This is a genomic window from Marinobacterium sp. MBR-109, assembly GCF_040547565.1.
In the GTDB taxonomy this organism is placed as follows: Bacteria; Pseudomonadota; Gammaproteobacteria; order Pseudomonadales; family Balneatricaceae; genus Marinobacterium.
The window spans coordinates 144786-164724 of the sequence record NZ_JBEPPZ010000002.1 but is presented as its reverse complement, the minus strand read 5'-3'; the positions used below and the strand labels follow the sequence as shown (position 1 = coordinate 164724).

Genomic DNA, 19939 nt, shown 5'->3' with positions numbered 1-19939 from the left:
GGGAGGGGTCTCAGCGCTGGCTCAGAACCGGCTTGAGTTTTTCGTTCATGGCTCGCAGGCAGTCTTCGGTGGTTTTCCAGTCGATGCAGGCATCGGTAACGGATACGCCGTACTTCAGCTCCGACAGGTCCTGAGGGATGGACTGATTGCCCCACTCCAGGTTGCTTTCAATCATCAGACCGACAATGGAGCCGTTGCCTTCCAGGATCTGGTTGGCCACGTTTTCTGCCACCAGTGGTTGCAGTGCTGGGTCCTTGCTGGAGTTGGCATGACTGCAGTCGATCATGATGTTGGCTTTCTGCCCGGCTTTTTCCAGCGCCTGCTCACACAGTTTTACGCTGACAGAATCATAGTTGGGCTTGCCGTCGCCGCCGCGCAGTACAACATGCCCATAACGGTTGCCACGGGTGCGCACGATCGATACCTGGCCGTCTCCATTCATGCCGAGGAAGCTGTGGGGATGGCTGACGGACTTCATGGCATTTACCGCCACGTCCAGACCGCCATCGGTACCGTTCTTGAACCCCACGGCACAGGAGAGACCGGATGACATCTCGCGGTGGGTCTGAGATTCAGTGGTGCGAGCGCCAATGGCGGACCAGCTGATCAAGTCCTGCATGTACTGAGGGCTGTTGGGGTCCAGTGCTTCTGTTGCCAGCGGCAGGCCCATTTCAGCCAGATCCAGCAGCAGCTTGCGACCGATATGGAGTCCTTCTTCGATATCAAAGGAGTCGTTCATGTGCGGGTCGTTGATCAGGCCTTTCCAGCCCACCGTGGTGCGTGGTTTCTCAAAGTAGACACGCATGACCAGATACAGTGTGTCCTTGACCTCTTCGGCCAGCACCTTGAGACGGCGGCCATACTCCAGGGCTGCTTCAGGATCATGGATCGAGCAGGGGCCAACAACCATAAACAGGCGATTGTCCTTGCGATCGAGGATGTCCTTGATTACCTGGCGGCCCTGCATCACGCTGGCAGCCGCGGTTTCCGTCAGGGGCAGGCGAGCCTTGAGCTCTTCCGGCGTTACCAGAGGGGTGTTGGATTCAATATTAAGGTCTTCTACACGTGTATCGGTCATCGTTAAGTCCTGACAGCGGCTGGAATGCTGAAAATACGGCGCCCGGCGCCGATCTCAGCTAGTTTTACCATATCGCTGCAGTGGTTATAAGTGCCTTTAGGTTGTAGTTGTACTCACTTGTTCAGGTGTCAGTGATAAACTGGCTTTTTTACGATGAACGTTCAGACCCTGTCAGAGTCACAGTTCACATCTCATTGACCGATAAAGGAATTCAGCCTTGTATCCCGCTCTGTCAAAATCCCTGCATCTGCTTTTGACCTTGCTGCTGGCGCTGCCATCGGCTGCCAGCGCTTTCAGCTTTGGCACATCCAGCAACGAACCACTGCCGGTCGAGCAGGCATTTCAGCTGCGCAGCGAGCTGGGCAGTGCAGGTGAAATCAAGCTGGTGTGGGACGTACAGCCGGACTATTACCTCTATCGTGACAAGATCGAGATCGGACTGCCTGATCATCTGCAACTGGTCGACCGGCGCGATGTGAGTGGCGAAATGAAAGAGGACCCGCTGTTTGGGCGGGTAGAGGTCTATCACAACACGGCACGGGTTGATTTGTTGCTGGGCCATCAGGCGGGTGAGTCTGATGCGGGTACGCTCAATGTCACCTATCAGGGGTGTTGGGAAGGCGGCGTCTGTTATCCGCCCGTAACCGAGCAGCTGGATGTGAGCAAATTGCCGGCTGCAGCGGGTCTTGCCTGGGCTGAACCGTCAACTGCGGCATCTGCGCCTGCCCTCGCCCAGGCGGAACAGCCCTTTGTCAGTGAGCAGGACCAGTTCGCGGGCCTACTGGCCAGTGGCAACTGGTTCCTTATGCTCGGTGCCTTTTTCCTTGCCGGTCTGGCTCTGTCGTTTACGCCCTGTGTCTTGCCGATGATTCCGATACTGTCCGGCATTATCGCGGGGCAGGGGCACCAGGTCAGCGCCCTGCGGGCCTTTATGCTGTCGCTGGTTTATGTGCTGGCAATGGCCTTGACCTACACCCTGGCCGGTGTGCTGGCGGGCCTGTTCGGTGCCAACCTGCAGGCAAGCCTGCAGAGTCCATGGATTATCGGCAGCTTCAGTGCTGTTTTTGTGTTGCTGGCCCTGTCGATGTTCGGTTTTTATGAACTGCAGCTGCCCTCGGCACTGCAGAGCCGTGTCAGTACGGTGAGTCATCGCCAGAAGGGCGGCACCCTTACGGGGGTGGCCGTGATGGGCCTGTTGTCAGCGTTGATCGTCGGTCCCTGCATGGCGGCCCCGCTGGCCGGTGCGTTGATCTATATTGGCCAGAGCGGTGATCCTGTATTGGGTGGTGCTGCACTGTTCGCGCTGTCGATGGGTATGGGCGTACCTTTGCTGCTGGTGGGGGCATCAGCCGGCAAACTGCTTCCCAAGGCCGGTGTCTGGATGGAAAGCGTCAAGGCCGGCTTTGGCGTCGTGCTGCTGCTGATGGCGGTCTGGATGCTGGATCGGGTGGTTGCCACCGAAGTAACTATGTTGTTGGCCGGTCTGATTCTGGTCGTCAGTGCGGTTTATCTGAGGGCTCTGGACAGGCTGCCGGAACATGGCAATGGCTGGCATCGATTCTGGAAAGGGGTGGGGCTGATCCTGCTGGTATACGGCGCTGCGCTGCTGATCGGAGTCCTGGCGGGTAATCGCAGTCTGCTGTATCCACTGCAGGGGATTGTCGGCGGCGGGGCTCAGGCGCAGCAGCGGGCTGAGCTGCCGTTCACCACAATCAAAACCGAGTCTGAGCTGGATGCGATTCTGCAGCAGGCTCAGACCAATGGCGAACCGGTGATGCTGGATTTCTATGCGGACTGGTGCATCGCCTGTATCGAGCTGGAATATGTCACCTTCAGTGATGCGGGTGTGCAGCAGGCATTGACCCCGTTCCGACTGATCAAGCTGGATCTGACCGCTCACAATGACGAGGCCCGTGCCCTGTACAGGCGATTCAGCATTATCGGTCCGCCGGCACTGGTTTTTTACGATGCCAGTGGTGAGGTGCGACCCGAGCTGACTTTAATTGGTGTGATCGATCCTGAAGATTTCATCGCTCAGACCGGTCGGGTAAAATTCTGAGACGTAAACAGTAAAGCGCCGAAGCTGTTTCGGCGCTTTACTGGTGTGTCAGCTCTGCAACTCAGGCAGGTCACGGAACAGTTCCAGCGCCTCGGGGTTGGCCAGCGCATCCTTGTTTTTGACCTCTTCTCCCAATACCACCTTACGCACTGCCAGTTCGACGATCTTGCCGCTGATGGTGCGCGGAATGTCCGCTACCTGTATCACCTTGGCGGGTACATGGCGGGGGGTGGTGTTGGCCCGAATGGTGTCCCTGATCCGTTTGACCAGCTCATCGGTGAGATTGAAGCCTTCCTTGAGTCGCACGAACAGGACGACCCGTACATCATTGTCCCAGGGCTGGCCGATACAGAGGCTTTCCAGTACTTCGTCCACCTTTTCAACCTGACGGTAGATTTCGGCCGTGCCGATGCGTACACCACCGGGGTTAAGCACGGCATCGGAGCGTCCATGAATGATCAGGCCATCATGTTCGGTAATCTCGCCATAGTCACCGTGTGCCCAGATGTTGTCGAACTGGCCGAAATAAGCATCATGGTATTTCTGACCATCTTCGTCATTCCAGAACCCGATCGGCATGGATGGGAAGGGGCGGGTGCAGACCAGCTCACCTTTCTCGCCGCGTACAGGTTTGCCGTTGTCATCAAAGATCTCCACTGCCATGCCAAGGCCTCGACACTGCAACTCACCGGCGTAGACCGGCCGGATGGGGCAGCCCAGCGCAAAGCAGGAGACGATGTCGGTACCGCCTGAAATGGATGACAGTTGGAGCTCCTGCTTGATGTCACGATAGACATATTCAAAACTTTCATGCGCCAGTGGCGAGCCGGTCGACAGCACTGCGCGCAGTTTTTCCAGATTATGGCTCTCACGAGGTTTAACGCCGGCTTTCTCAAGCGCTGCAATGTATTTTGCACTGGTGCCAAATACCGTGATCCCTTCCTGTTCGGCGATATCCCAGAGAATGGAAGGGCGGGGGGCAAAGGGCGAGCCGTCGAACAGCATCAGGGTGCAACCGGTTGCGAGCCCGGATACCAGCCAGTTCCACATCATCCAGCCACAGGTGGTGTAGTAGAACAGACGGTCGTCACGGCCCACATCCGTATGCAGGATATGTTCCTTCAGGTGCTGAATCAGGGTGCCCCCGGCACTGTGTACAATGCATTTGGGGACACCGGTCGTACCCGAGGAGTACATCACATACAGGGGATGATCGAACGGCAATGGCTCAAATTCGATTTCGCTCGCTTGCGTGTCTACAAAGTCCGGCAGCAGTACCGCGCGATCAAGGGTGCTGATATCGGGTGTGGCTTCAAGGAAGGGGACCACAACTATTTTTTCAACCGAGTGCAGTTGATCAGCGATCCCCTGTACCCGCTCCAGGCTGTTGAGCCGCTTACCGTTGTAGCGGTAGCCATCCGTGGTCAGCAGGATTTTCGGCTCAACTTGACCAAAACGGTCCAGTACGCCATTGATGCCGAAATCCGGTGAGCAGGAGCTCCATATGGCGCCAATGGAGGCGGTTGCCAACATGCCGATCAGGGTCGCCGGAATATTGGGCATGAAGCCTGAGACGCGGTCACCTCGGGTAACCCCCTCGCGCCGCAGAGCACTCGCCAGTTGCGCCACCTGAAGGTAAAGCTCGGCATGACTCAGTTCTATTCGGGTGTTGTCCTCGCCGCGGAAAATGACGGCAGGCCTTTGGTCCCGGTAGCGCAGCAGGTTTTGGGCAAAGTTCAGTCGCGCATCAGGAAACCAGCGAGCACCGGGCATGCGTTCGGGATGCTCCAGCACACGCAGCCCCTTGTCACCGATAATCCCGGCGTAATCCCACAGGTCACTCCAGAAAGTCTCGCTGTGCTCAGTACTCCACTGATGCAGGGCTTGATAGTTGTTCAGATCGAGCTGATGGCGCTGGTTCAGAGTCTGCATGAAATCATAAAGGCGGGTAGCCCGGCAGCGTGCCTCATCGGGTGCCCAGAGTGGCTCAGTCATCGACCTCTCCTGATTGTTCTCTTGTTGTTATGGTGAGTCGGCTGTATGCACAAAACAGAAGCAGGCAGCCAAAAGTTTACGTTAACGTAAACTTTCATGGATCTGCCGGTTTTAGTCAAGGGGGTAGGGGTTATTACTGAATGGTTTAGCGCAGGTATTCGCGGCTTATCTCACGGAAGGTGTCAGTGCCGGCACGGCGCAGCCACTCAAAGGCGACCATTTCACGGGTGACTACATAAATGCCACACTGACGGAAACGTGCCAGAGCAGCCGCCTTGTCGGCCGGTGAGCGGGATGACACACAGTCCTCAACCACATAGACCTCACGTGCCTGCTGCTTCAGTTCAATGGCGGTTTGCAGCACGCACACATGGGTTTCCATGCCGATCAGGATCACCTGGTTGTGCTTGCCGGCATTGATGCGTCGGTTGGGTTCGGGGTCGGACATGGCGGAAAAGTGAACTTTCTCCATCACGTTTTCAGGCGGCAGAATTGCCTGAAGTTGTGGCAGTGTGGCACCCAAACCCTGTGGATACTGCTCGGTGGTCAAGACAGGCACTTCAAGCCGGTTGGCGATATTGATCAGCCATTCGCAGTTGCTGACGATCTGGTCAGCCTCATGAATGACCGGCGCCATGCGCTGCTGAATATCGATCACCAGCAGGCAGGATTTGTCAGGATGAATCAGCATGGTGTCTCCTCGCTGCGTTTTTGTTGCAGCATAGCGGCTGGAGTGGTTTTAGGGAAACCGGATGGATCAATTCAGCGTTGTCGATATGGCATCTCGGCAGGGATATGGTAGCCTGCCGAGCCATTAATGCTGATAATCAGAACAACAGTAGCCATGGAGTCTGTTATGAAAGTCTATTCCATTGACGGCATTACCCCGGTGATTGATCCAACGGCCTATGTACATCCGACCGCTGTACTGATTGGGGATGTAACCATCGGTCCGCGCTGTTACGTGGGGCCGGCGGCCTGTCTGCGCGGTGACTTTGGTCGTTTGGTGCTGAAAGAGGGCGCGAACATTCAGGATACCTGCGTCATGCACGGTTTCCCCGGTACCGATACCGTGATTGAGGAAGATGGTCATATCGGCCATGGCGCCGTGCTGCACGGTTGCGTCATCAAGCGTAACGCACTGGTCGGGATGAATGCCGTGATCATGGATGATGCAGTGGTTGGCGAGTCCGCCATTGTGGCGGCCATGTCATTCGTCAAGGCCAAGTTCGAAGTTCCGGCACGTACGCTGGTGGCGGGATCACCTGCGCGCATTATTCGCGAGCTGAGTGATCAGGAGATCGAATGGAAGGGCATGGGGACACGTCAGTATCAGGATCTGACGATCCGCAGCTTGAACACCATGCAGGAAGTGGAGCCGCTGACCGAGGTGGAGCCAGACCGCAAGCGGCTGAGTTTTGATGACAGCGTGATCCCTCTGTCCGAGCTCAAGCAGCGTTCAGGCAAGGATTAAGCAGTGGTTAATACGCCGCGGTTCAGGAGTGCGGCGTATCTTTCTCATCCCCGGGCTGATCGCCGGTATAGAACTGGGGCCAGTAGTTTTGCACCACCGGGCCATTGGTATCAAAGCTGTGGCAGGTGTTCAGCGTTGGCGGCGGTGTTTCGCCACCAATGCCGAAATCTTCCCGCTTCTCGCGTTCCTGATGGGTGGTCTGATAGGCCGTGGTCGCCATGGTGCCCAGCATCTCAAGCAGATGGGTACAGCCCTGGGTTCCACCCAGCAAGTCACGGGTCAGGCGAGTAAAACCGGGTGCAATGCGGTGACCGATCAGGCGGCGAAAATTGTCGGCAATACTCGGACAATGCTTGAAGGGCGTGTAGTCCATGCTGGCCTGAACATCATGAATCAGCAGGTCGTAATCAACGGTCAGTCGCAGTGCCATCTTGTGCAGAGGCTCTCCGGTGGGAATGATGCCATCGTTGCGCTCAATAACCTGCAGGTCAAAACTCTTAAGGTCTACCAGTTCGCCCTCCACATCCCATAGCCCATCATGGCGTCTATAGCCCTTGCAGGTGATGTAACGGGTATGCAGCAATTCACGGTCTTCAGCAGGGGGCAGGGGCATCGTTCGTCACTCGGTTTGCTGGCATTGACGGCTTAAAGGCCGCCAAAGCGTTTATAGAAGCGGGGGGCAGGTTCCGGCAGAGGGCCATCAGCGGTTTCCTGGGTGACAGCCAGCCACTGATCGGCTCCGGCGTATATGCGGCGATAGATATTGCGACACAGCACGCGTGCAGAGGTGCCGGCCCAGTCTGCAGGGAGCAGTTTCTCGGGGAGCAGCGGGTCACGCAGCAGCAGTCGTCGATAATGGTGGATCAGCAGTGTGCGCAGCTGAAAACACTGTTCCGGTTCAAGATTTTCGGCGGACTCCAATGCACGCAGAATCGGGCGGAACCGGTCAAGGAACTGTTTGTAGTCCTCTGCCAGTTGCTGCAGATTCCAGCATTCGTGCACCAACTGTTTCAGCGCAGCCGAGGTTTGAGTCGTACCCACCATTTCAGCGCGCATATGGATCACTTCAGCCTGAACGCACAGCTCCTGCAGGGTGTTGTACAGTTCCTGCTGATCCGCCATCGGATGCGCCATGATACTGGGTGCAATATTGCCAAAACCCTGCCACTCAAGCTCTTTTTTCAGTACCTTGCGCAGCTCGTTATCCAGCTGGGTGGCGAGCACCATGTCCCACTTGCCGTCCCACTCGGGATAGAGTTCAGCGTAGATGCGACGAAAGGCACTTTCAAAGCGGCGCCGACCGGAATCGGTCAGGGTGTAGTAGCTGCGACGGCCAATCTGATTGGAGGTCAGCCAGCCGTCTTTGGTCAGGCGAAAGATGGAAGTGCGCACCAGTCGCTGATTCAGGCCCAGTGGCTCCAGCAGGTTGATCAGGCTGCCCAGCCACACGGTACCGCCACGGGGCGCGATGGCATCACCAAAGATGGTGATGATCAGCGATCCGCCTCGGATGGGCCTCTGTTCCTGGAACTCCTGAACAAGTTCTTCAATACAGCGCAGTCTGGTCATCAAAAATGTATCATTTACGTTAAGAAGCAGGGGATTCTATGTTGAACCCGGGGCGGGCATCAAGGAAAACCCCTGCAAACCTCAGGCGCGCGAGAGGTACTTGCCCGTTTCAGTGTTGATCTTGACCTTTTCGCCCGCTTCCAGAAACTCGGGCACCTGCAGTTCAAGGCCGGTTGCAAACCTGGCCGGCTTGGTACGACCGGTCGCGCTGGCAGCCTTCATGCCCGGCACGGTTTCGATGATCTCCATCACCACAGTGCCGGGCACTTCAATGGTCATCACCTTGCCTTCGACCAGCAGCGCCATGATGTTTTCCATGCCGTCCATCAGATAGGGCAGTTGGGCCTCTATGGCGTCGGCGTTGATCATGTACTGGCTGTAGTCTTCCGAGTCCATAAAGGTGTACAGGTCACCTTCCTTGTACAGGTAGGAGCACTTGCGCCGTTCCAGCTGGGCTTCCTTGAGCATGTCGTCGCCGGTGAAGGTTTCTTCATACTTGCCGCCACCGGGCAGCTTGCTGAAGCGCATCCGATACAGGGTTTGGGCGCCGCGTGCTGTCGGGCTCTTTACATCGATCTGCTGTACCAGCATGTATTGGCCATTGATTTCAACCAGATTACCGCGTTTGACATCTGCCGCTTTGGGCATGGTGATACTCCACACAGAAGTGAGAAACAGGGCCCCATTTTATGAGAAAAAACAGCTGCGGCACAGTAGTCCGTCAGCTTATGCGGCGCTTTAGCCCGGACTCGTTAATGATACGGGTCGCAATCTCTTCAATGGAAAAATTGGTGGTGTTGATACAGGGGATGTTTTCCTTCTGGAACAGCCGCTCAACGGTACGGATTTCAAAATCGCACTGGTCCAGTGAGGCGTAACGGCTGTTGGCACGGCGCTCGTGGCGAATGGCCGCCAGCTGAAAGGGATCAATGGTCAGGCCATAGAGTTTTTGCCGGTGCAGCTGAAGGGTTTCAGGCAGGCGATTGGCCTCCATGTCCTCCTCGGTAAGCGGGTAGTTGGCCGCACGAATGCCAAACTGCAGCGCCATGTAAAGGCAAGTGGGGGTTTTGCCACAGCGGGATACGCCCACCAGTATGATGTCGGCCTTGTCGTACTGGCGGGTACGTGCGCCGTCATCGTTGTCCAGTGCAAAGTTGACCGAGTCGATGCGATCCTTGTAGCGGTCCATCTCGTTGATGGCGTGTGATTTGCCAACAGAGTATGAAGAGTGTGTTTCCAGCTCCGATTCCAGCGGCTTGAGAAAGGTGGAGAACACGTCGATCTTGAAGCCGTCACAGGTGGCCAGCAGCTCACGAATATCATCGTTGACGATAGTATCGAGCACAATGGGAGCCTTACCGTCTTCTTCCCCCTGTCGGTTAATGCGCTCAACGACGGCCTTGGCTTTCTCAATGGTATCGACATAAGGCAGCGTGATTTTTTCAAACCGGATCGCCTCAAACTGTGAAAGCAGGCTGTTGCCCAATGTTTCGGCAGTGATACCTGTACCATCGGAGATGAAAAAAGCGGTCCGTTTCATGTGTAAGCCTCGGGTGTCGACAATTAGAGAGCCCGGTGGCAAGGCCGGGGCGGTGATTTTAGCAGATAAAACCGCCTCTGGTTTTGTAGCAAAATTACATTTGCAGTGGCCAAGATTTTTACGCCTATCTGCAGTATCATCCGGTTTTTCCGGTCAAGAATAATAACAATGATCCTTACGTCAAACGGCTCAGATTCAGGAGAATTGGCTTTGCAGGATTATGTACTGCGCCTTGAAGAGGCGGGCATGGGTGATGTCGACAAAGTCGGCGGTAAAAATGCATCTCTGGGCGAGATGATCCATCAGCTCAGTGATGCCGGCGTACGTGTGCCCGGTGGCTTTGCTACCACGGCGCAGGCCTATCGTGATTTTCTGGCGCAAAGCGGTCTTGCAGATCGCATCAACACGGCACTGGATGCCCTGGATGCGAACGATACCCGTGCCTTGAATGAAACAGGGCGCAATATTCGCCAGTGGATTATGGACGCTGATTTTCAGCCTGAGCTGAATCAGGCCATTGAAGCGGCCTGGGCCGAGATGAGTCAGGGAGAGGCTATCGCGGTTGCCGTTCGTTCTTCTGCCACCGCTGAAGACTTGCCGGATGCCTCTTTTGCCGGCCAGCAGGAAACCTTCCTCAATATTCGCGGGCTGGATAACGTCAAACAGGCGATCAAGGAAGTGTTCGCCTCGCTGTATAACGACCGCGCCATCTCCTACCGTGTGCACAAGGGCTTCACCCATGCCGAGGTCGCACTCTCCGCAGGCATTCAGCGCATGGTGCGCTCTGAAACCGGTGCGTCCGGTGTCATGTTCACCATGGACACCGAATCCGGCTTCAACCATGTAGTGTTCATCACCTCCGCCTATGGCCTGGGTGAAACCGTGGTTCAGGGTGCCGTGAACCCCGATGAATTTTATGTGTACAAGCCGACCCTTGCTCAGGGCGCCCCTGCGATACTGCGCCGCACCCTGGGGTCAAAGGCGATCAAGATGATCTATACCGGTGATGGCAGCACCGGCAAGGCGGTCGAAACAGTCGATGTGCCGAAAGCTGAGCGCAACACCTTCTCCATTAATGACGCCGATGTGGAAGAGCTGGCACGTATCGCCGTGATCATCGAGAAGCACTATGGCCGTCCGATGGACATCGAGTGGGCGAAGGATGGTGATGACGGCAAGCTTTACATTGTGCAGGCGCGGCCGGAAACCGTGCGCAGCCAAAGCAAAAGCACTGTCATTGAGCGTTACCTGCTGAAGGAAAAGGGCAAGGTACTGGTTGAAGGGCGCTCCATCGGCCATCGTATCGGTTCGGGGATCGTACGCGTGGTCAATGGCCTGGACGACATGCATGAAGTGCAGCCCGGCGATGTACTGGTCACCGACATGACTGACCCGGACTGGGAGCCGGTGATGAAACGTGCGGCGGCCATCGTGACCAACCGTGGCGGCCGAACCTGCCATGCGGCGATTATCGCCCGTGAACTGGGCATCCCGGCCATTGTCGGCTGTGGTGATGCTACTGAAAAACTCAACGATGGCCAGCTGGTCACGGTCTCCTGTGCGGAAGGCGACACCGGTCGTGCCTATGAAGGCAAACTGGCTTTTGAACACCAGAGCAACAGCGTCGAGTCGATGCCGACCCTTTCGTTCGATATCATGATGAACGTGGGCAACCCGGATCGGGCATTTGATTTCCAGTCGTTGCCCAACGCCGGTGTCGGTCTGGCACGACTGGAGTTCATCATTAACCGAATGATCGGCGTGCACCCCAAGGCACTGCTGAATTTCAATGATCAGCCGCGCGACGTCAAGCAGGTGATTGAGCGCCGTATTGGTGGCTACGCCTCACCAGTCGACTTCTATGTCGACAAGCTGGTTGAGGGGATCTCCACTCTGGCGGCTGCCTTCTACCCGAAGAAGGTGATTGTGCGAATGTCCGACTTCAAGTCGAACGAATACGGTCACTTGATCGGCGGCGATCGCTACGAGCCCAGTGAAGAAAACCCGATGCTGGGTTTCCGCGGCGCGGCACGTTACATCTCTGATAACTTCCGGGACTGCTTTGAGCTCGAATGCCGTGCGTTGAAGCGGGTGCGTGACGAGATGAAGCTGACCAACGTCGAGATCATGATTCCTTTCGTGCGTACGCCGGGCGAGGCCAAACAGGTCGTCGAGCAGTTGGCCGAGAATGGCCTTAAACGCGGTGATAATGGACTGCGCCTGATCATGATGTGTGAAATACCATCAAACGCCTTGCTGGCGGACCAGTTCCTTGAATATTTTGATGGCTTTTCCATCGGCTCCAATGATCTCACTCAGCTGACACTGGGGCTGGATCGTGACTCCGGTATCATTGCGCATCTGTTTGACGAGCGTAACGAAGCGGTCAAATGCCTGCTGGCAATGGCGATCAATGCCTGCCGCAAGGCCGGCAAGTACGTCGGCATCTGTGGCCAGGGGCCATCGGATCACCCGGACCTGGCGCGCTGGCTGATGGAGCAGGGGATCAACAGTGTCTCGTTGAACCCTGACTCGGTACTGGACACCTGGTTTTTCCTCGCCAATGAGGAAAAACCGGGGGCCTGAGCCCAAGTCGCCGGACTCTAGCGAAGCCTTTCCGCCAACAGTCCGGCGACTTTAATCCCACGGCAAACCTTAAAAGGAGAAACCATGGCCGATACCAGGGTAGTGGATTTCAATCAGGCCGGGGACAGGCATCGACAGGAAAAACGGCACCAGCAGAAAGAATCCCGTGCAGAGTCGATGCGCAAGCGGTTCGCTGCCGCATTGCCGGACAAACCCACCCCCGTTAAGGACTATTTCAAGAAAAAGCGCGCCGGAAAAAAACGCTAATCTGATCGGTTAGAGCATGGACGACAGGGTTCAATGTAAACGGCTCAGTCGTTGAGGCGTGTAATTTTATTGATTAACATGAACCTGGTTGCCTCTATTCGGGGGTAAAGTGAAAGCTGAGTCTGGGCAACACTATGGATGATACAGAGCCAAATGGATTTCAAGGTACCCCGCCTGAGAGCAGCCTTTCCGTCGATCAGCTGCTCAATAGCCTGGTCAAGAGCGAGCGTGAACTGAAAAAACAGCTTATGCTTTTTTCCGCCTTTCTCGATGCGCTGCCAAACCCCATTTTTGTTAAGGATAATAAGGCTGTCTTTCTTGCATGTAATACTGCATATGAAGAAGCATTTGGAATACGGCGCGAGGATTTTGTTGGCAAAACCGTTCTGGACCTTGATTACCTGCCTGAAGCTGCACGCCAGGCGTTCCAGCAGGCTGATCTGAAACTTTTGCAGGAACGCGGAGAGACGCGTGAAGAGATCGAGCTGGCCTTCAGCGACGGTAAGCCCCGTACAGTCCTGTATCAACGAAAAACCTTCGACATGGGTGATGGCCAGGGCGGCCTGCTGGGGTTAATCATTGATATTTCGGAGCGAAAAAGAGCGGAAGAGTTTGAACGCTTTCGCAGCCGTATTCTGGAAATGCTTGCCAGCAGCACAGTGCTTGAAGATATCCTGCTTGAACTGGTGACGGGTATCGAGTCACTGTACCCGGACATGCTGTGCAGCATTATGCAGACCGATATTGCGGGCAGTTATCTATGCAACGGCATCGCCCCAAGCCTGCCTGATTTCTACAATGCTGCACTGGAAAAGGTTGAGATCGTGAACGGTATGGGCTCATGTGGCACCGCGGCCTTTACCGGTGAGCGCGTTATTGTTGAGGATATCTCAACACACCCCTATTGGGCGACAGTCAGAGAGCTGGCGGCACAAGCTGATTTGAAGGCATGCTGGTCTCAGCCAATCAAGACAGGCCGCGGCGCTGTTCTGGGCACGTTTGCGATTTATCACCGCACAATTGCCGCACCGACAGAAGAACAGATAGCAATCATCCAGCATTGCGCTCGCTTATCCAGCATCGCGATCGAAAAAAAGCGCGCTGAAAACACCATTCGTGAACTGGCCTACTATGACCCTTTGACCAACCTTGCGAACCGAAGGTTGCTGGATGAAAAGCTTGCCGCTGTTCTTTCATCCGGGCAGTCAGCTTCAGGTTATACCGCGCTAATGCTGCTCGACCTGGATAACTTCAAGCCGTTGAATGACCAGTATGGCCACGCCATGGGTGACCGGCTGCTGATTGAAATCGGCAAACGGCTCAATCGCTGTATACGCAGCAGGGATACGGTAGCCCGGCTGGGCGGTGATGAGTTTGTGATTGTGCTGGAAACATTGAGTCCCGATTTCAATACAGCAGTCAAACAGGTACGGCAGGTGGCCGAAAAGATCCGAGCCACCATAGAGAAACCCTGTGAACTTAAGCTTGTACAGGACGGTGGCAGCCTGCAGTCAGTCGTGTACCAGTGTACTGCAAGCATCGGTGTAACACTGTTTGCCGGAAACGACTTGAGTCAAACAGAGGTGATCCGTAAAGCGGATGAGGCGATGTATCAGGCCAAGCAGTCGGGGCGCAATACCGTGAATATCTATTGATCCTGAAAAAACGCCAAAAAACGCCTTTCCCGTTCCTGTGCTTCATGTAACGCAATCGGCTGAAAATGGATCTCACTGCCGGGCATGCGTTGCGCCAGGGCATCCAGACTTCGGGGCGTCACGGCACCCAGTTTGGGGTAACCGCCGACGGTTTGGCGATCCTGCAACAAGATAATCGGCTGCCCGTCCGCGGGCACCTGAATGGCTCCCAGACTGATCCCTTCCGATATCAATGCCTGCCCGTGATGCTCAAGTTCTGGCCCGCTCAGTCGTGCACCCATTCGGTCACTGCGGGGTGTCAGCATATAACAACTGCTGAAAAACCGGTGCAGTGTTGAGGACGGGAAGCGGTCCAGCTGCGCACCCATAATCACATCCAGCACGAGTGGGGCAGTGTAGTCCGGCAGCCATTGCTCTGGCATCTGACGCTGTATGCCTCGCGATTTCACAGGGTTGCAGGGCAGATGATCACCGGCCTGCAGCGCAGAGCCGTCACCCTGCAGGCCACCTGTGCCTTCACGCACCAGTGTCGAGTTGCTGCCACCGAGCCCCGGATTAAGCGCAAAGCCGCCCTGCACCGCCAGATAGGAACGAACGCCGGCCACAGGGCGGCCCAGCACCAGGCGGTCTCCGGGATGTAGATTCAGGGCCGTCCAGCAGGGTTGTGGCCTCCCGTTGACATGCAATTGAGTATCCGCACCGGTTATGGCGAGCTGAAGTGCAGTTTCTGCCACGCATTCAAAACCGCCAAAACTGATCTCCAGTGCCGCTGTATGCCAGGGGTTACCCGCCAGCCGATTGGCCCAGGCCCAGGCGTGGCGATCCATCGGGCCACCGCAGGCCAGCCCCTGATGCATAACGCCGCGGCGGCCCGAGTCCTGCAGCAAGGTCATAAAGCCGGGCTTGATAATGCTCAGGCCGGGCAAATCGGTTGTCATCAGGCAAAGCCTCCGTCCAGTTCACCACCCAGCGCGAGATACTCATCGCGATCAATGGAGCGAAAACGCACACGTTGACCTGCCTGAAGCAGGCTGTTGGGCTCACGCCGGGTGTCAAACATGACCAGTGGTGTGCGTCCAATCAAATTCCAGCCACCGGGAGAGTCCAGCGGATAGATTGCGGTTTGTGTATCCGCAATGCCAAGAGAACCGGCAGGTACCCGGTGGCGCGGTGTGGCAAGGCGTGGAGTTGCAATGCTTTGCGGCACTTCACCCAGATAGGCAAAACCGGGCGCAAAGCCGATGGCAAAAACATGGTAGGTCTGCGCCGTGTGCAGTTCGATGACCTGCTCGGTGCTGATGCCGGCACGCCCGGCAATTCGCTCCAGGTCTGGCCCGACAGAGGGGTGATAGAACACGGGGATGTTCACCAGCGGGGAGTCTTCCACATCGGTGTCATCCGGCAGGGATGCGAGTATCGGCGTAACCGTGGCGATCAGGCTGGCCAGGTCATCCTGCAGCAGATCGTAGCGCAGCATAATGGTGGTGTAGGAGGGCACACTATCGATCAAGCGGTTGCCAAGCCGTGTTCTCAACTGCCGGGTTGCCCTGTGGATCCTCTGTGCAAGCTCCACTCCGATCTGGTCTCCGAAATGCAGGGTGATGGTGTCAACTCCGGTAATCTCATATCGCCACAGCATTGCGCCTGTCCTTCTGTGAGGGCTCTGGGATTTACAGCATCATTTTACATGCAAAACCGTCATAAACAGGTACCCTATACAGTTGAATAGAGTAGACAGACAGTGGCCCCGAGCGGGCGGAGTGTATCAATGGTCGAAACCGGCTGCTTTAACAAGCTGAAAGTGATCCGTGAAGTGGATTTTGGTGTGTATCTTGAGGGCGGAGCCGAAGGCGGCATTCTTCTGCCAAAACCCGAGGTGCCTGAAGGAACGCGCCTGGGCGATCGGCTGCAGGTGTTCGTTTATCTGGACTCTGACGACATGCCGGTGGCGACCTTGCGTCGGCCAAGGGCTCAGGTAGGCCAATTCGCCAGTCTGAAAGTGGTTGACGTCAACAAGATTGGTGCCTTTCTGGATTGGGGGCTGCCCAAGGACCTGTTCCTGCCGTTCAATGAGCAAGTGAAACCGCTGACGATTGGCGATTATGTCACCGTTTATCTCTACCTCGACAACACCAACCGGATCGCAGCCAGCGCCAAACTGGAAAAACATCTGGAGCCGGGGGATGACTACACTCAGGGCCAGCTGGTTGAGCTGCTGGTGGTGCGACCTACCGATATTGGCTATCAGGTGATTATCGACAACCGCGCCTTGGGACTGCTTCAGCATCAGGATATCCATCGACCGGTACGCCCCGGTCAGCGTATGCCCGGCTTCATCAAGCAGGTGCGAGACGAAGACGGCAAGATCGATGTGATGCTGGAAAAGCCCGGCTATGCCCGTATCGATCCGCTGGCCCAGCAGGTGCTGAAGTATCTGGAAAGCCGTGACGGTTTTTGTCCTCTGGGGGACAAGAGTGACCCCGAGGCCATCCGAGACCTTTTCGGTGTCAGCAAAAAAGCCTACAAGATGGCACTTGGCCAGCTGATGAAGGCCGGACGCATCCGTCAGGATGAAACCGGTATCCACCTGATCTGAGCTGGCCGTCAGCAGGAGCTGACGGAGGAGGGCTTCAGATCGCTGACCAGTGCCCGCGTCAGTTCAGCGGCAGGGATGGAACGGCAGCCAGTCACATTTTGCCCGGCCCAAAGCGGCGAAAAATCACAGCGGCCCAAACTTTCAGCGCGGGCACGCAAAGGTGCTGAAGCCGCTGTTGCCAGCGGAAAGACAGGGGCTGCCGGATTGATCGCGCCCAGCTCTCGTATCATGCGGTTTACAATGCCGCGAGCGGGGCGGCCACTGAACAGGTTGGTCAGTACCGTATGGCTTGCCCCCGGCGACAGCAACGCGGCTCGGTGTACAGCCGACGTGTTGGCTTCAGGGCAGAGCAGGTAAGCGGTCCCCACCTGAACGCCGTCAGCCCCCAATGCCAACGCCGCCTGAACCCCGGCAGCATCCGCAATACCGCCAGCGGCGATGACCGGCACGTTCACCGCTGCCCTGATCTGCGGCAGCAGGGCAAAAGTACCCACCTGAGTGCTGATCTCTTCACTCAGGAACATGCCGCGATGTCCACCGGCCTCCACCCCCTGTGCAATGATCGCATCAACCCCCTGCCGCTCAAGCCAGCACGCTTCCTCAACCGTGGTCGCTGAAGAGATGATGCGAGCACCACTGGCACGAACCTGCTCCAAGAGCGATGGTTCAGGCAGGCCAAAATGAAAGCTCACAACCTCCGGTGCCAGTTCGATCACCCGATCGGCCATTGCCTGATTGAAGGGGAGGCGCCCCGGTCCCGCAGGTGCCCTGGGTGCCTCAAGTCCCAGTTCGGTGTACCAGGGCAGAAACAGCTCCAGCCAGCGCTGCTGCCCCTCAGCATCAGGCTCCGGTGATTGATGACAGAAAAAATTCAGGTTGAGTGGACGGTCAGTCTGGGCGCGAAAGCGGGTGACGGCATCTCGCACAGCATCAGGCGTCAGCATGGCACAGGGGATGGAGCCCAGTGCTCCGGCAGCCGAAACAGCTGACGCCAGTTCCCACCCCTGTACACCGGCCATCGGGGCCTGAATCAGAGGGAACTGGATATTAAACAGGGATTGCAGCGCTGACATGGCATTCCTCCACAGATGGCCGTGCATGAACGTGCATCCACTATACCCGTTCATCTCAAAGCTGGCTTTTAGACCTCAGTTCCAGCGCTTGATTTTGTACTTGCCAGCCCACAGGATGAGAGGCAAATGCGGATCCACAGGAGTATTGTCATGAGTGATTCCAGCTACACCCCGCCAAAAGTCTGGACCTGGGAGGCTTCCAGCGGTGGTCAATTTGCCAGCACTAATCGCCCGGTTGCAGGTGCAACGCATCAGAAAGAGCTGCCGGTCGGCAAGCATCCGCTGCAGTTGTACTCTCTGGCGACTCCCAACGGTGTCAAGGTAACGATCATGCTGGAGGAGCTGCTGGCACTGGGGCGCAGCGGCGCCGAGTACGATGCCTGGTTGATCCGTATCGGAGAGGGGGACCAGTTCGGCAGCGGATTTGTCGAGCTGAACCCGAATTCCAAGATTCCGGCCATGCTGGACCGGAGTGTTACCCCGGCTCAGCGTGTATTTGAGTCTGGCTCTATTCTGGTCTATCTGGCCGAGAAGTTTGATGCCTTCCTGCCCAAAACACTGCCTGAGCGCACCGAAACCCTTAACTGGCTGTTCTGGCAGATGGGAAGCGCCCCGTTTCTGGGAGGCGGCTTTGGCCACTTCTATGCGTACGCACCCGAGAAATACGAATATCCGATCAACCGCTTCACCATGGAGGTTAAGCGGCAACTCGATGTACTTGATCGCCAGTTGGCTGAACATGAATATGTGGCAGGGGAGGAGTACAGCATTGCCGATATGGCGATCTGGCCCTGGTATGGGGTTCTGGTACTGGGGCGTCTTTATAGTGCTGCCGAGTTTCTGGATGTTGACAGCTATACACACGTCAAACGCTGGGCGCAGGCGATTGATGCCCGTCCGGCTGTGCAGCGTGGACGCAGGGTTAACCGCAACTGGGGAGCTGAAGACGAGCAGTTGCCTGAGCGGCATGACGCCGGCGACTTCGAGCCAGGTCATGCTGATGACGGCCACTGATGGCCTGGCAGAGCTGCCGGCATGCTGATGCTGGCCTCTTTAAGCCCTCTGGAGCTGGCAGGGCAAATTGTCAGTCTGACGGCTCTTGTGCTGTGCCTGATCGCCTTCGCCAGCAAACAGGATCAGCGCTTGATGGTCTGGCTGCTGGCAGCGAATGTGGCCTTCGCGCTGCAGTTTGCCCTGTTTCAGAGCTGGACGGCGGCGGTACTGACACTGGTTGTTATTGCGCGCATTCTGTTGGCGCAACGCTATCCCGGCAACCTCTGGTTGCTGGGCGCGATCCTGGGGTTGAACCTTGCAGGGGCCTGGCTTACCTGGCAGAACTGGCATGATCTGTTTGCTCTGCTGGCCGGTACGCTGGGGGCACTGGGCATGTTTTTGCTGCGTGGTATCCCGATGCGGCTGATGCTTGGTGCTGCAGCGGTTTGCTGGATGGCCAGCAACATCCTGATCGGCTCGGTGGGAGCCACTCTCGCTGAAGGGCTGGTTTTGGTCACCAACGCGATCACCATTTGGCGACTTTATCGCATCAAACAACAGTACCCGGACCTTAACCAACCCCCTGCAGGCTCATAAACCGGAGACTCTTTTGACAGGTGGCAGTTTGCACCCCTGTTTGCAGCGTGAGCGAAAACGCCAGACGGCAAAACGATGGTAGGCCCAGTCCAGCGGTCGAGTCAGATGCAGTCGATCGATCACGCTGGCCAGGTGCCTGTAGTAGGGCAGCTCTCGCCAGATCACCATAAAAGCGTGCACCCCGGTCTGGAGCTGCCCCTGCTGATCAACCGCATGAATCACGCGCATCGCCTGAATGCGATCAAGGCCATAGCGCTCGGGGTTGGATTCGGGAATGAAAAGATCCTGCCAGTCGACCCGCTGCCGTCGGTCAAGCCGTTGGTAGTGAGCGATTTCCTTGCGACAGAGTGGACATTGGCCATCATAGAAAAGGATTGGTCGAGTCGGCATCGGGTGATCTCATGCACGGTTGGCTGTGTTTAAGACCCTTACGTTGCACGGACATAAACAGATCCCG

19 protein-coding genes are annotated in these 19939 nt (G+C 56.6%); 8 read left to right on the top strand and 11 right to left on the bottom strand.

The genetic code is table 11. From position 1 onward, the window contains the following. Window positions 1–10: 10 nt before the first annotated feature. Complete coding sequence (locus ABIE60_RS03780; protein ID WP_354467884.1) at window positions 11–1078, bottom strand: 3-deoxy-7-phosphoheptulonate synthase; 1068 nt, start codon at window positions 1076–1078, stop codon at window positions 11–13. Between the two features lie 217 nt (window positions 1079–1295). Here ABIE60_RS03780 and dsbD point away from each other — a divergent pair, with 217 nt between their 5' ends. Then, window positions 1296–3137, top strand: a complete 1842-nt coding sequence (dsbD, locus tag ABIE60_RS03775; protein ID WP_354467882.1) for a protein-disulfide reductase DsbD — start codon at window positions 1296–1298, stop codon at window positions 3135–3137. 48 nt (window positions 3138–3185) lie between these two features. Here dsbD and ABIE60_RS03770 read toward each other — a convergent pair whose 3' ends face one another. Next, complete coding sequence (locus ABIE60_RS03770) at window positions 3186–5132, bottom strand: acetoacetate--CoA ligase (protein WP_354467880.1); 1947 nt, start codon at window positions 5130–5132, stop codon at window positions 3186–3188. A gap of 145 nt (window positions 5133–5277) precedes the next feature. Next, window positions 5278–5823: a hydrolase gene (locus tag ABIE60_RS03765; RefSeq protein ID WP_354467879.1), complete on the bottom strand. Its 546-nt coding sequence runs from the start codon at window positions 5821–5823 to the stop codon at window positions 5278–5280. A 165-nt stretch (window positions 5824–5988) separates the two neighbouring features. Here ABIE60_RS03765 and paaY point away from each other — a divergent pair, with 165 nt between their 5' ends. Continuing rightward, window positions 5989–6606, top strand: coding sequence for a phenylacetic acid degradation protein PaaY (paaY, locus tag ABIE60_RS03760; protein WP_354467878.1), 618 nt, complete (start codon window positions 5989–5991; stop codon window positions 6604–6606). A 22-nt stretch (window positions 6607–6628) separates the two neighbouring features. Here the strand turns inward: paaY and ABIE60_RS03755 are convergent, their stop codons facing one another. The 4 genes from ABIE60_RS03755 to ppsR all read right to left on the bottom strand — a co-directional run bounded on the left by ABIE60_RS03755 (window position 6629) and on the right by ppsR (window position 9715). Next, entirely contained in the window at window positions 6629–7219 is a 591-nt protein-coding gene (locus ABIE60_RS03755; protein WP_354467876.1) for a DUF2889 domain-containing protein, read from the bottom strand. 32 nt (window positions 7220–7251) lie between these two features. Then, window positions 7252–8175 carry a phenylacetic acid degradation operon negative regulatory protein PaaX gene (gene paaX, locus ABIE60_RS03750; protein ID WP_354467875.1) on the bottom strand — a complete coding sequence of 308 codons (924 nt, stop codon included), beginning with the start codon at window positions 8173–8175 and terminating at the stop codon, window positions 7252–7254. An 81-nt stretch (window positions 8176–8256) separates the two neighbouring features. Next, window positions 8257–8823, bottom strand: a complete 567-nt coding sequence (efpL, locus tag ABIE60_RS03745; RefSeq protein WP_354467873.1) for an elongation factor P-like protein EfpL — start codon at window positions 8821–8823, stop codon at window positions 8257–8259. A 73-nt stretch (window positions 8824–8896) separates the two neighbouring features. Then, window positions 8897–9715, bottom strand: a complete 819-nt coding sequence (gene ppsR, locus ABIE60_RS03740; protein ID WP_354467871.1) for a posphoenolpyruvate synthetase regulatory kinase/phosphorylase PpsR — start codon at window positions 9713–9715, stop codon at window positions 8897–8899. Window positions 9716–9961: 246 nt separating this feature from the next. Between ppsR and ppsA the strand changes: the two genes are divergently transcribed. The 3 genes from ppsA to ABIE60_RS03725 all read left to right on the top strand — a co-directional run bounded on the left by ppsA (window position 9962) and on the right by ABIE60_RS03725 (window position 14223). Beyond that, on the top strand, window positions 9962–12301 hold the full coding sequence (ppsA, locus tag ABIE60_RS03735; RefSeq protein ID WP_502914941.1) for a phosphoenolpyruvate synthase: 2340 nt from the start codon (window positions 9962–9964) through the stop codon (window positions 12299–12301). Window positions 12302–12385: 84 nt separating this feature from the next. Further along, complete coding sequence (locus ABIE60_RS03730) at window positions 12386–12568, top strand: tRNA (uracil-5-)-methyltransferase (protein ID WP_354467868.1); 183 nt, start codon at window positions 12386–12388, stop codon at window positions 12566–12568. Window positions 12569–12702: 134 nt separating this feature from the next. Continuing rightward, window positions 12703–14223, top strand: coding sequence for a sensor domain-containing protein (locus ABIE60_RS03725; RefSeq protein ID WP_354467866.1), 1521 nt, complete (start codon window positions 12703–12705; stop codon window positions 14221–14223). On the opposite strand, the gene ABIE60_RS03720 is transcribed toward ABIE60_RS03725, so the two are convergent. Together ABIE60_RS03720 and pxpB are read right to left on the bottom strand one after the other, a co-directional pair. After that, on the bottom strand, window positions 14217–15161 hold the full coding sequence (locus ABIE60_RS03720; protein ID WP_354467864.1) for a 5-oxoprolinase subunit C family protein: 945 nt from the start codon (window positions 15159–15161) through the stop codon (window positions 14217–14219). The genes ABIE60_RS03725 and ABIE60_RS03720 overlap by 7 nt on opposite strands. Further along, on the bottom strand, window positions 15161–15862 hold the full coding sequence (gene pxpB, locus ABIE60_RS03715; protein WP_354467863.1) for a 5-oxoprolinase subunit PxpB: 702 nt from the start codon (window positions 15860–15862) through the stop codon (window positions 15161–15163). Before pxpB ends, ABIE60_RS03720 begins: the two co-directional genes overlap by 1 nt. A 129-nt stretch (window positions 15863–15991) precedes the next feature. On the opposite strand from pxpB, the gene ABIE60_RS03710 reads away from it, so the two are divergent. Further along, entirely contained in the window at window positions 15992–16819 is an 828-nt protein-coding gene (locus ABIE60_RS03710) for a CvfB family protein (protein WP_354467861.1), read from the top strand. Window positions 16820–16827: 8 nt separating this feature from the next. Here ABIE60_RS03710 and ABIE60_RS03705 read toward each other — a convergent pair whose 3' ends face one another. Beyond that, a complete protein-coding gene (locus ABIE60_RS03705; protein ID WP_354467859.1) occupies window positions 16828–17892 on the bottom strand; it encodes an NAD(P)H-dependent flavin oxidoreductase in 1065 nt (354 codons plus the stop codon). A gap of 150 nt (window positions 17893–18042) precedes the next feature. On the opposite strand from ABIE60_RS03705, the gene yghU reads away from it, so the two are divergent. Together yghU and ABIE60_RS03695 are read left to right on the top strand one after the other, a co-directional pair. Beyond that, the gene (yghU, locus tag ABIE60_RS03700) at window positions 18043–18906 is read left to right on the top strand and encodes a glutathione-dependent disulfide-bond oxidoreductase (RefSeq protein ID WP_354467858.1); all 864 of its coding nucleotides are present in this window, start codon (window positions 18043–18045) and stop codon (window positions 18904–18906) included. Window positions 18907–18927: 21 nt separating this feature from the next. Then, the gene (locus ABIE60_RS03695) at window positions 18928–19482 is read left to right on the top strand and encodes a YgjV family protein (protein ID WP_354467857.1); all 555 of its coding nucleotides are present in this window, start codon (window positions 18928–18930) and stop codon (window positions 19480–19482) included. Here the strand turns inward: ABIE60_RS03695 and ABIE60_RS03690 are convergent. Then, complete coding sequence (locus ABIE60_RS03690; protein ID WP_354467855.1) at window positions 19477–19872, bottom strand: thiol-disulfide oxidoreductase DCC family protein; 396 nt, start codon at window positions 19870–19872, stop codon at window positions 19477–19479. The genes ABIE60_RS03695 and ABIE60_RS03690 overlap by 6 nt on opposite strands. Window positions 19873–19939 lie beyond the last annotated feature (67 nt).